This window comes from Helicobacter trogontum (genome assembly GCF_000765905.2).
In the GTDB taxonomy this organism is placed as follows: domain Bacteria; phylum Campylobacterota; class Campylobacteria; order Campylobacterales; family Helicobacteraceae; genus Helicobacter_A; species Helicobacter_A trogontum.
This window is the reverse complement of the sequence record NZ_JRPL02000002.1, coordinates 144,688-157,181: the sequence shown is the minus strand read 5'-3', so window position 1 is coordinate 157,181 and position 12,494 is coordinate 144,688. Positions and strand designations below refer to the sequence as shown.

The window sequence follows — 12,494 nt, the reverse complement described above, 5'->3', positions numbered from 1 at the left end:
AAGGTGGAAAAATGTTAAAGTTAGTTAATGGTTTTGCTAAAGTAGGTTTGGCAGTAGGTGCTGTTTCTCTTTTGGTGGCTTGTTCTTCTCAACCAAAACAGAAGAGTAGAGATTACAGCGGTTCAAAAGGTAAAGTAAATTATAGTAAGGAAGTTGAAGTTACTGTAAATGCTGCGAGAGAGATTACAGTAACAAAAGTTGCACCTTATATCAAGGTTCCTCAACTTCCAGCTTATGAACCAAAGAAACTAAACGAGGAAGCAAGAGGTATTGCTGTTGCGTATAGCATCCCTTATACTTGTAAATTACTCGGTGAAGTTGAAGGGAAAGATAGCTCTGATGGTAAAGTTCCTCCTTCTTTCGAAGATATTAGAGAAGGTGCTACAAATGACTTAAGAAATCATGCGTCTGAATTAGTAAATGAAGACAGCAGAATATTGCTTAAGTTAACAAAAGAAGCCATGACTTGTGAAATGAGAGTAAGTGATGGTAAATACGAAGAAAAGGATTGTACAGCTTGGGAAAAAATCCCACAAAACGGCAAGATTCTTTCTTATAGAATTCATGCTAACGTATTTGAGTGTGGTACAAAGTAATCCTCTCACTATCACCCATTTTATGACTTGTTGATTCACCTTCATTTGTCTAGATTTTTTTAAAAAATCTAGATTTTTGTGGCACGACATGTTGTTTGTGGGTTTGTATTTTTAACTTAAATGATTCTTATTTTACTTCTTATTAATTATTTTAAACTTTCTGTATTTCATATTAAATTTATTTTATTGTGTAGATCTTGCAATTATAAATGTCCAACCATATTTGAAGTATATTTGTGTACTGAAATAGACTATTACTATAACATCCTTTTTGACTATTCGCATTTTCCTAAATCAATAAAATATATTTGTAAAGACAAGTATTTAAAAGCACATAAAGGTAGATGATGATTTAGAAACACCACCATATGTTAAGGAAGCAATAAATCCTGTTTCTCACTTTCATTCCAAAACGGATCACTCTTGTATCCACATCCATACAAAGAAAATGTTATATTGCAGAACAAGAATATAGTAAGAAAATATATTATAATACGCATTATGAAAACCTTTAAAGACATATTGCTTACAGATAATACTAATAAAAATAAAGAGGGCTGCATAGATCCTAGCACCCTGCTCTTTCTACAAAACTCATATAATCTGCATTTATTAAAAAACTTCATTATACCACAAATGCGTCAGTATATTATTGCCATAACACCTTCTAGGCGAGATAAAGAAGAGTTACTTTTTACTTTCAATAATTATCCTGCATGCACAGAATTCAATAAATTTCATGCGAAAATATTGTTAAAAACTATCAAAAAACATGCAGCACTAAATCAAACCATGTCTTTAGAATCCTATACAAAAATCAAAGGCTATGTCCCAAAAAATCTCCTTGATGTCTATCAAATCCAGTATGTAAATCCTGAAGACTTACATGAGTATGCGGAAGGGAACTTCATCAATCATGCCACAAATCCAACACTACACACCATTTTTGAAGATATTCGTGCTATCATTAAACTACGACGCAAACACATAAAAAATCTGCAAACACAACATTCACAAGACACTTTACAAATCTACAATATCACAGATAAGCCATATGGTAGTAACACTCCAAAAAATACCTATTAAAACACCATACTGCGACACAAAAACACACAACCTAAATTCAGAACAATTTTATACTATTAAGCAAAGATTGTATAGACTAATGCAAAATTATAATACACAAGCACCTTTTGTCGCCCGTGATTGCAACAGCAAATAATCATAAACACAATGTGCAATATTCAAGCTTACGCCATTGATGCAAACATGAAATAACGGGGCAATGAATCCTTACACACTTACTCCAAACACCTAAAGGATTCCACAAAGATAAAAGCCTTAAAACATGTGTTATTCAATATTTTTTGTGTATAAGATCTATGTATAGTTTCAAAGATATCAATAATTAGTCATATTGCAGGCTAAAATCTCGCAAATATGGCTTAATATAATTGCATTGTGCAATCTAGCAGAGTATATTACACAACAAACATAATCTCTATAATCTAATAGTTTCTCCTATCTAAAACACTTTATAATACTTTATATGTAATATATTTAACCCATCTCCTGCAATGTTTCACAAAACCATATAGTGGCACTTCCATATATTTCTCAAAAAATACATATAGCATTATCCAAGTGTGAAATATATATTATTCCATAGATATATATGCAACATTGATATCTTATGAAAATTAAAATAGCTATGAATTATTTTTTTTGTAGATTGTAGCATGAGTTATAACAAGAAAGTGAAAAGATTATATACTGCATACAGATCTGAAATGGTATAGATAGTTAGGAATATATTCCAATCTAGAGATAGGCCATCTTGAGAACGCTCCATAGATTTTTACAAAACCTTATGTGTTTACAATATTGTAAAACAACCATTAACCTAAATCAAGGAGATTAAGGCGTTTTGTTGCTTCAAACAATGATATGACAAAGTGATGAGTTTTGATTTATTAATAATTTCACTCTTTTAATCCTTAAAACTAGGGAATTTTCAATTAAAATAATATTGCAGAACAGACCTAGCAATGATAAAATATTATTTCTATACAATGTCATAGAAATAGCCATGATTGCAACAAGAAATATTATATAGTAAGCAAAAATGTAAACAAGAAGATATTAATACGATAGAACCTGATAAAGCAAATAAGTTTAGCTCCAAGGGATTGTTATTACACGAACATAAAGACACTTTTACCTGCAGATAATAAACAAAAACATAAAAGTAATATCAATCGTTACAATGGGTAAAATGTGCTATTGAGCTTCAAATCTTTTAAAATGTTTCCAAGCGTTGAGTACATATGTGATTCCCAAAAAATGATAAAATATTTTATAAAATATACGATGTGTTTTAGTGTATAGCAAATTCGATTACAGAGGTATTATGCATGATTTGTGTTTTTGATATTGAAAGTGTGCCAGATATAGAGTTGCTTCAATCAATCTATCATTATGAGGGCAGTGCTATGGAAATATGCAAACAAGCCTTTGCAGAACAAAAGGAAAATAGTGGTAGTGAATTTTTGCCTCTTAGCTTTCATAAAATCATATCGATTGCAAGTGTGTTAGCAGATGATTATGGCAACTTTATTAAGGTTGGACATTTTGCAAAAAATGTTCCTCTAGAAGATAGAGAATCAGCCCTATTACAAGAGTTTAGTAGCTTTTTAAATAAGAAAAATCCACGACTTATAAGCTTTAATGGTAGGGGGTATGACATGCCACTTATTGGCATTCGATCATTGAAATATAATATCAACTTATCTGGGTATTATGAAGTTGATAATCATCAATTTGGGAAAAATAAATGGGAAAATTATCGCCAAAGATATAGTGAAAAATTCCATCTTGATCTCTTTGACACACTAGGAAATTATGGCGCAACAAGATCGCTTAGTCTTGATGCACTTTGCAAAATGGCAGGTATTATGGGAAAGTATGAGGTAAGTGGTTCCCAAGTATATGAGCTTATTTTTCAAGATAATGATTTAGCAAGAGTTGACTTTTATTGTCAAAGTGATGTGTTAAATACCTATTGGCTTTTCTTAAAGTTTGAGCTTACAAAAGGTATGCTGCAAATGAATGACTATTTAGCAAATCTTACAGCGATGAAATCATCTTTACCCGAAGATGCACCATATAAAAATGCTTTTGTAGAATCTTTGAATGAAGAGTTAAAGCGTTATAGCTAGGCACACAAAGAGATACAACACTAACATCATTTTACATAATTGCAAGGTTAGACATAAACGTGCAAAAGATTAATTGAACTTATGCTGCAATTATCTTGACTTTTGTGTTTAAGTAAAAACCTTATGGTGCTATTCTCTGCAATATAAAATTGAGCATAATTAGCACAAGCTAAAAATACACAAAAATAAAATTTATGTATTAAAACGAAGTATTATAATATGAGGTCATTGTTTTTAGATAGAATTTGTTTTATAAAACTAACATGGAGCGTGTTATATGAAATATGATTCAGATTCTCATTTTATGCGTATCGCACTCGATTATGCCTGGAATTTCCAAACATTGACACTGCCAAATCCTTGTGTTGGTGCACTTATACTTTGCAATAACACAATCATTGCATTGCAGGCACATGAAAAAGCTGGTACATCACATGCTGAAGTACTTGCATGTAAAGAAGCATTTCTCTATAAGATCACACACGATGAAATAGCAAAGAGTGCAATCCTAGAAACTTGCAAGAAGCAAGGATTAAATAAGGATAATCCATTATTATATCTTACAGAGACATTGCAAAATATACAAGATTCTAAGCATATACATGATTTTATTACAATGTACCATAGTGGTATATTTCATGAATGCGAATTTTTTGTAACATTAGAGCCCTGTAATCATTATGGTAAAACTCCACCTTGTGCAGAGCTTTTAAAAACAATACAACCAAAACGCATTGTTATAGCGCATGAAGATAATACGCCAAACGCACGTGGTGGGTCAAATACACTATCACATATTCCTATGACACATGGAATCTTAAGAGATGAGGCACACATGCTTCTTTTTCCATTTTTACAATGGCAAAAGAAGCAAAGTTTCACTCTGTTTAAAATTGCGCACAAATTGCATGGTGAATATAAGAATGGTGTGATTAGCAATGAAGATTCTAGAATCTTTACACACAATATGCGTTGCATTGCTGATTATATTATCGTATCTGGGGCTACACTAAGAGATGATAATCCTCTGCTTGATACACGCTTTTCACTGCCATTTTACAAACAAGGCACCCCAATTCCAAAGATTCTAATTCTTAGCAAAACTATGCAAGACAAAGATCTCAAAAACTACAATATAGCACATAGAAATGTATCCATTATTCGCTCTATAGCAGAGATTCCACGCGATGGCTTTAAAGTGATTGAAGGAGGATTTACACTCCTTAATTCATTATTGCAAGATATGGAGGGAACTAATACTGCACAAATTGATTGTATCATGGGCTATATCGCCCCCATTTTTCATCTTGGTAAAAATGTGCTACATAAAGCTATGATAAAATCTCATACCAATACAAAACAAAATCAATATACACTAGCACACACGCTAACACTTACAGACTTTTGGTTAAAAAAAGCAAATGTAACAACAAAAAACAATACAGCTATGACAAATATAATGTATTATCTATTTATCAATGGGATAAAAACAAATCTTAGCACTTAACACGCTCATTATCCAAAACAGATAATCACACTTTAATTATTTTAAGTATCACCCTACCGATCATTTCAAGAATTTTTTTAATCGTTTCAATGTTGTCATCCAAGAAACCATATTTTGCTGCGATACTAAAGAATGTGGCACACAAATACACACAAACAATAGTTAGCTTTGCTCCCCAATTAGTAAGTATAGTAGGACATACCCACGTTGCGGGACAATCGCCCCTTTTACGAGCATTTTGTAAAATGAGTATTGGGAAAAAGCTAAGAATTAATGCACCCACGACACCAGGCCAATATAATGCCTGATCTATAGAATCAACAACTTTAAGCAATACAATAGCTAACGGTGGAACAGCTACAAAAAGCAATATAATAAAACGTAAAGATAAATTGTTGTCCGCATCTTTATTGATTTGGTCTGCAATATTAGTAATAAACATACCACCAAGTCCCCAATATGAGGTCAATACCGCAAATAAACCAAACAAATTCGCAACTAAAAAAGCCCAATCGCCAATAGCTTTACCCCAAGATATTGTAACAACATCCGAGATATTTTCTAGCCCTTCTAAAACAATAGCAGAAAGTGGAACAAGAGCAAGCAATGCAAATGTGATAAAATTTCCAAGCACAATAGCTTTTGGAAGCATTTCTGGTTTATGTGAAAATCCCCTAGCCATTTCTGGAACAATATATTGTGAAGAATACACAAAAACCACAGTGTTAAATATAGGTAAAATGGCAACTAAATTCCAGTGCATCTCAAGAGCATTATTAAAATTAAGATTTCCTTTAAAAAAAGTTGCTATAACAAGAGCCACAAGAATGCCAAACATTATACCAATAATTTGTTTTTCCCCACGCCCAATTGCTTTTAATCCAAGCCATAACACACCTGATGCGGGGATAAAAAACAAAATGCTACCCCATTTCTCTGGAATATTGAATATTTCATGTATGATTCTACCCGCAGCGGCTTCGTAGGCAATTAATGCTCCAACAGCAGTAACTGCCACAGAAATAAACATAAGATGTTTTGCCACTGGTCCAATATAACGGACAGAAAGCCCTGTAAGCTGTAAATGCGCTTTTGTCCGCAATGTAGCTTCAGCAATATAAAGCATAGTAATAGTTGAGAGAATACCACCAACAACAAGCCAAAACAAAAGTGGGAAAAAACCTGCCCCCTTTGCAGTATTAGCTATACTTAAAACCCCAATACCTATATTCGTCCCAACAAGCATTGCTACACCCTCAAGAAATGTGAGCTTTTTTGTTTTCGGATGCCCTTTAAGTTCGGCAATAAATTCCTGTTTAGCGTCTTCTAATTTCAATATATGCTCCTCAACTATTCTTATTTTTTGACTACAATAAAGTAGTGATAAATTTGTGTTTTACACTAAGATTTAATGCAATGACAACATTGACCTATAAGCCAATGTTGAGATATATATCAAACATTAATTCTAAACTAACATGAGAATACATTGCTTTGTATAAAAAATTGTTATAGATTAAAATGGCTTTGCAATACCTTATTGCAAAGCCATCAAAGTGTGTGATTATTAATTACCTAGATTCACACACATATATTTAATTTCAAGGTAATCATCGATACCATACTTTGAACCTTCTCTACCTAAGCCACTTTGTTTTACGCCACCAAATGGTGCAACTTCAGTTGAGATAATCCCAGTATTAATACCAACGATACCATACTCCAATGCTTCACCAACACGCCATTGTCTTGCTGCATTATTTGTGTAAAGATATGCTGCTAATCCAAATTCCGTATTGTTTGCCATAGCAATAACTTCTTCCTCTGTATCAAACTTAAAGAGTGGTGCTAACGGACCAAAAGTCTCTTCTCTTGCTACCGCCATATCTTTTGTAACACCAGTCAAAATCGTAGGTTCAAAAAAGCTTAACCCCTTAGCATGTGCTTTACCACCGCTTAATATTTTTGCACCCTTACTTGTTGCATCAGCAATATGTTCTTCCACCTTTGCAACAGCCTTTGTATCAATAAGAGGACCTTGTGTCGTTCCAGACTCCAAGCCGTTACCAACTTGCAACTTCTCTACTTCTTGTTTTAATGCTTGTGCCACTTTATCATAGATTCCACTTTGCACATAGATTCTATTTGCACATACACAAGTTTGTCCACTATTGCGGAATTTAGAAGCAAGCATACCCTTCACAGCTTCATCAACATTAGCATCATCAAAAACAATAAATGGAGCATTACCACCTAGCTCCAATGAAAGTTTTTTAATCGTATTTGCACTTTGAGCCATGAGGGTTCTGCCAACTTCTGTTGAACCTGTGAAAGTGATTTTTCTCACGATATCAGATTCACAAAGCACCTTGCTGATCATACTAGCTTTACCCGTTACAACCTGTAATAAATCTTTTGGAATCCCAGCTTTATATGCAAGCACTAAAAGTGCATACGCACTTAAAGGCGTCTGTGTAGCAGGTTTTACAATCATAGAACAACCGCTCGCAAGAGCTGGTGCAGCTTTTCTTGTAATCATAGCTGAAGGAAAATTCCACGGAGTAATCGCCCCACAAACACCTATAGGCTGCTTAAGTACAAGTAGCTTCTGATTTTGTTGTGCAGATTGTAAAATATCACCATCAATACGTCTACATTCTTCAGCAAACCAACGGATAAAGTTAGCTGCATATACAATCTCACCACTTGCTTCAGCGAGTGGTTTACCCATCTCTTGCGTAAGAATTTCAGCTAATGCTTGTTTATGTTCAAGCATTAAATCATACCACTTCAAAAGAATATTTGCTCTCTCGACGGCTAAAAGAGCTGCCCATTTTTTTTGCGCAGCCTGAGACTTTACAATAATATCTTGCAGTTCTTGCTCTTTTACATCATACACAAATGCTAAATCTTCACCTGTTGCAGGATTATTAACCGCTATAAATCCATCCTTTTTACTTTGAGAGACAAATTCATGCTCCAAAAGTGCTAAATGCTGTGCGTTCAAACTCATTTTACCGCCTCCGCAATAACTTCTTTAAGGATATTCAACGCTTTATCAAATTGCTCTTGTGGAATAGTAAGTGGATAAAGGAAGCGAATAACATTGCCATAACTACCACAAGTAAGCAACAACAAGCCTTTTGACATAGCAAGTGTTTGCACCTTTTTCGCAATATCACTGCTTGGCTCATTATTTTTGAAAAATTCGACTGCTACCATAGAGCCTACTGCACGCACTTCAGCAATCTCTTTATGTCCCAATCCTTGCAAGAAATTCTTGAGTTGCTCTCCAAGTTTGTTTGATCTATCAAGCAAATTTTCTTCTTTTATAATCTTTAATACTTCAAGTCCAGCTGCAGTTGCAAGAGGGCTACCTGCATAAGTTCCGCCCATACCACCAGCACTTACACAATCCATAATCTCAGCCTTGCCCACGATTCCAGAGATAGGGAATCCACCACCAAGGCTTTTTGCCATACAAATGATATCAGGTGAAACACTATGATATTCCATTGCAAACAACTTACCAGTTCTGCCAAATCCTGTTTGCACTTCATCAGCAATTAAGACAATACCATATTTATCAGCAAACGCACGCAAACCTTCAACAAACTCTTTAGGTGCAGGATTAAATCCACCTTCACCTTGTACTGGTTCAAAGATAATAGCTGCAACATCATAAGGTGATATAGAACTTTTACAAATATGATCAAGGCTTTTTAACGCGTCTTCTACACTGATGTTATGCAATTTATTTGGATAAAGTCCATGATAGATTCCAACCATACCTATACCAAGTTCAGCCTTATAAGGTACAACTTTACCTGTCATACCCACTGCTGCTGCTGTTCTACCATGGAAGCTTCCGCCAAAAGCGATAATACCATATCTTTTTGTTTTTGCCTTTGCCACCTTGATAGCATTTTCTGTAGCCTCTCCACCTGTAGTAAAAAAGCAAGTCTTTTTTTTGCCGCTAATTGGTGCTAATTCATTAATTTTTTCTGCTAGTTCAATGTAACTTTCATAAGGTGTTACTTGATATGCTGTATGTGTAAAATAGGCAAGTTGTTTTTTTACCGCTTCAATTATTCTTGGATGCCGATGTCCAACATTAAGCACTGCAATACCAGCGGCAAAGTCAATATACTCTTTACCGTTTGTATCCCAAAGCGTTGCGTTTTCTGCTTTCTCTACAAACCAGTCACACAACACACCAATACCCTTTGGTGTTGCTTCTTCTCTGCGTTTCATTAAGTCACTCATAGAATCCATCCTTTATATCAAAAATTGTAAAAATCATCTTGTCTTGCAAAATGCTTGGCTAAAATGTAACACAACAAAAGGAAAAAAATATAAAAAACATACAATGTTTTGCATTTTAATTATCTTATGATTACTTTTTTACACAATATTTATTTACTTATCAGATTTTATTTTTGTTAGATAGACTTGGGAAATACACATAAATTTTTAATGTGTGAAAATTAAAAAGAAAATTTTAATGATAAAAATGCGGTTACACAAGCATTCCATAAAAAGATTCCATAGATTTTTTTGCAATAAACAATATGTTACTTAAATATACAAGCCTATTATATAATTGTATTATTAAGTAACACATAAAGTATCTTGCCAACAAGATTATACACCAAGAAATATAATAATGTGAATATTTGAAGTATATTTGTGCAATAAATTGAAATAATTTAGAATCTAGAGTTATAAAATAAAATCTGATGTTTTTTGTCACCAAATCCACAAAAGGTTTGAAGAAATCGCTACAATAACGTTTTATTTCATAACAACAGAGGAACTATATTATGTTGCAAGATTACAGGGAGTTTAAGCAAAACAATAAAGATTGCATTATCGCAACAACAAAAGAAGAATTAAAACAAGCCTTACAGATAAAACAACAAGAATATCTTGCGTTTTTGCAAACAAAGATTGAGACAAATAATACACAAACTATACATTGCATCCAAACAGGTATGAATCATGCAATACTACAAAACGAAGATAAAAATTCCAAGCTCCATTTCACAATGCTTGATATTGGATTAACACCAACTATGGGTGCATTACATAATGGACATAAAAGTCTTATAAAAGCCAACGTAGCACAAAATCACATAGCAGTTGCATCCATTTTTGTTAATCCAACACAATTTGGTCCCACAGAAGATCTATCAACCTACCCACGCACACTTGAAAAAGATATTGAAATGTGTAGAGAAATCGGAGCTGATATTGTGTTTGCCCCATCAGCTAATATTCTATACACAGAAGATGACGAAGTCACGATAGAGCCACCAAGAAAAATGGGCTACATTCTTGAGGGTTATTATCGCCCAACACATTTTAGGGGTGTCTTGCAAGTTGTACTAAAGCTCTTTAATCTTATAACACCAACAAGAGCATATTTTGGACAAAAAGATGCACAACAACTACTCATTATAAAAAAAATGGTACAACACTTATGCTTACCAATAGAAATTATAGGTATGCCGATAGTGCGCGATCATGACAACCTAGCTCTAAGCTCAAGAAATATATACTTAAATGAGGATGAGAGAAAGCTTGCTCTTGCTATACCAAGGACGATACTACACTTGCAAAACCTCATCACACAACACAACCAAAGAGATATTGCTATATTAAAGCAAGAAGCAATGCAAATATTAGAGAATCTATCAATAGATTACATGGATTTTTATAACCATGATTTAACTTTTGCCACAACAGCAAAGAATTGTATTTTTTTACTTGTAGTTCGTATTGGGAAGATACGATTGCTTGATAATCTTTGGATAGAATAGCAAACTTTATTTTATTCCGCTTTACACAATCTTACTTTCTAGATTCTATATGCAACAAGGAGTGTTATGCGTATTTTTATTCTACTTTTTTTTGCAATTGCTTTAGCCTTTGGGCAATATAAGACTCTTGATTCTGCGTTATTAAATGGTACAAAACAAGTTGACATTGTATTATACGGACATTACATGTCAAGTGGTGGCGGTGGGTACTATGCTAATAATTTATATGGATCAAATCGTTTTTTAGGTAATACAGGATTATTAAATGCTTCTGTTGGACTTGGTTATACAACTGGGTTTTATTACAATCTACGTGCGGCAATATCCTTTCGTGCTTCTCAAGGTTTACTCAATTACAATGATGGTGTAAAACGATACTTTTACAATAATACAGGAAATGAGATACTAGGTGGTAGTAGCGTCGCACTAGGAGAATCATTTGTAGAATACTTTGATGGTGATACTGCGATTAAGGCTGGGAGATTTCAACCCATTAGCCCATGGATTAACCATCTAATTGATGGAATTTGGGTAAGGAATGGGAGTATTCGAAATCTTGTCATTGAAGCTATATGGGCGTATAATTATGGTCGTGTAAGTTATTATGAAATAACAAAATTCATGCCCCTTGATAAAACAGGTTGGTTTAACGTTGGATTAAGATATTATTTCAACGGAGATCAAAAGGATATAAAAAATAGTTCATATATCAATGGTTTTAGCACTTTTATACCAAATGTGTTTGCAACTGCTGGCATAAGAGGGCATTTTGCTACAAGGTTTAATGGCGGTAATGTGTGGTGGCTTGGTGCTGATTTGGGCTTTGCTGGAAGTTTTGAAGATCACAAGAGCTTAAAATCTTTCCACAATAACACATTTCTTTTTGATTCAAAAATTACAATTGGATATAAAAATATTGATGCTATGATTGGCTATGTTGCAAGTGGTAATGCGGGTATGGGTAGTCTTGGGATTTTAGGTGTTGGCAATGGTACACAAGCAGATATGTCAAGCACTTTTTATACAAACATTCAGCCTTTTTTTGTATGGGGTGGTCGTGCTATAAAAATGGGAAACAATGCTCATTTAATCTATGCAGCAACAAGGCTTGGATTACTTGATAATAAGTTGAATATGTATTTTGCCTATGGTGCAACTTTTTTTAATGGTTCAAGTTATTATGGTGGCAATCAAAAAAATCTTATGCAAAATGAATTTAATGCTATGCTTGAGTTTGGTATCACGCAAACTCTAAGTGCAATTACACACATAAGCAGCACACATTTTAGCAAAGGTGTACCAAATACACTTGAGATTAATGCTGGGTTGCGTTTTATGTTCTAATATGTTA

At 33.8% G+C, this 12,494-nt stretch carries 9 protein-coding genes; 6 read left to right on the top strand and 3 right to left on the bottom strand.

What is annotated here, in order from left to right:
- Positions 1-11 precede the first annotated feature (11 nt).
- From LS81_RS01705 to ribD, 4 genes are all read left to right on the top strand, one after another.
- Positions 12-596, top strand: a complete 585-nt coding sequence (locus tag LS81_RS01705; RefSeq protein ID WP_034317781.1) for a DUF4156 domain-containing protein — start codon at positions 12-14, stop codon at positions 594-596.
- Positions 597-1,097: 501 nt separating this feature from the next.
- Positions 1,098-1,682, top strand: a complete 585-nt coding sequence (locus LS81_RS01700; RefSeq protein ID WP_034347180.1) for a hypothetical protein — start codon at positions 1,098-1,100, stop codon at positions 1,680-1,682.
- 1,328 nt (positions 1,683-3,010) lie between these two features.
- The gene (locus tag LS81_RS01695; protein WP_034346365.1) at positions 3,011-3,814 is read left to right on the top strand and encodes a 3'-5' exonuclease; all 804 of its coding nucleotides are present in this window, start codon (positions 3,011-3,013) and stop codon (positions 3,812-3,814) included.
- A gap of 277 nt (positions 3,815-4,091) precedes the next feature.
- Positions 4,092-5,321, top strand: a complete 1,230-nt coding sequence (gene ribD, locus LS81_RS01690) for a bifunctional diaminohydroxyphosphoribosylaminopyrimidine deaminase/5-amino-6-(5-phosphoribosylamino)uracil reductase RibD (protein ID WP_034346367.1) — start codon at positions 4,092-4,094, stop codon at positions 5,319-5,321.
- A gap of 25 nt (positions 5,322-5,346) precedes the next feature.
- On the opposite strand, the gene LS81_RS01685 is transcribed toward ribD, so the two are convergent.
- The 3 genes from LS81_RS01685 to gabT all read right to left on the bottom strand — a co-directional run bounded on the left by LS81_RS01685 (position 5,347) and on the right by gabT (position 9,587).
- Entirely contained in the window at positions 5,347-6,657 is a 1,311-nt protein-coding gene (locus tag LS81_RS01685; protein ID WP_034346369.1) for an aromatic amino acid transport family protein, read from the bottom strand.
- A gap of 231 nt (positions 6,658-6,888) precedes the next feature.
- Positions 6,889-8,334, bottom strand: coding sequence for an NAD-dependent succinate-semialdehyde dehydrogenase (locus tag LS81_RS01680; protein ID WP_034346372.1), 1,446 nt, complete (start codon positions 8,332-8,334; stop codon positions 6,889-6,891).
- Complete coding sequence (gabT, locus tag LS81_RS01675) at positions 8,331-9,587, bottom strand: 4-aminobutyrate--2-oxoglutarate transaminase (protein ID WP_034346373.1); 1,257 nt, start codon at positions 9,585-9,587, stop codon at positions 8,331-8,333. Before gabT ends, LS81_RS01680 begins: the two co-directional genes overlap by 4 nt.
- 728 nt (positions 9,588-10,315) lie before the next feature.
- Between gabT and panC the strand changes: the two genes are divergently transcribed.
- The gene (panC, locus tag LS81_RS01670; protein ID WP_081955967.1) at positions 10,316-11,143 is read left to right on the top strand and encodes a pantoate--beta-alanine ligase; all 828 of its coding nucleotides are present in this window, start codon (positions 10,316-10,318) and stop codon (positions 11,141-11,143) included.
- Positions 11,144-11,209: 66 nt separating this feature from the next.
- Positions 11,210-12,487 (top strand): hypothetical protein, encoded by a 1,278-nt coding sequence (locus LS81_RS01665; protein ID WP_034346376.1) that lies wholly within the window; start codon positions 11,210-11,212, stop codon positions 12,485-12,487.
- The last annotated feature ends 7 nt before the right edge of the window (positions 12,488-12,494 follow it).